The 314-nt window shown below is 58.0% G+C and carries 1 protein-coding gene; it reads left to right on the top strand.

Annotated elements, in window-relative coordinates:
* On the top strand, nt 1–314 hold a 314-nt coding region (locus XcyCFBP4188_RS22400; protein WP_146094095.1), incomplete at both ends, for a transposase.

Genomic DNA, 314 nt, shown 5'->3' with positions numbered 1-314 from the left:
AAAAAAAACGGCCCGCAGGCCGTCGGCAAGTCCCGCGGTGGATGGAACACCAAGATTCATATGGTTGCCGCAGATGCTCGAACAGCCATCACCTTTGGATTGACGCCTGGCAACGTGCATGACGCACCTGCAGGCCGCGCGTTGCTTGAACACCTCGGGCCAGTGGAGCGGCCGATTCATTTGTTGATGGACCGTGCTTATGAAGGCAACGAAACCCGCCAGTTGGCGCTCGATCTTGGCTTCGTTCCGGTGGTTCCACCGAAATCCAATCGGGTCGAGCCTTGGGAATACAACCGGGAGATGTACAAGCGGCG

The sequence above is a fragment of the Xanthomonas hortorum pv. cynarae genome (assembly GCF_002939985.1).
In the GTDB taxonomy this organism is placed as follows: Bacteria; Pseudomonadota; Gammaproteobacteria; order Xanthomonadales; family Xanthomonadaceae; genus Xanthomonas; species Xanthomonas hortorum_D.
Note: the sequence above shows the minus strand (reverse complement) of the source record. Positions and strands in the feature narration are given on the sequence as shown.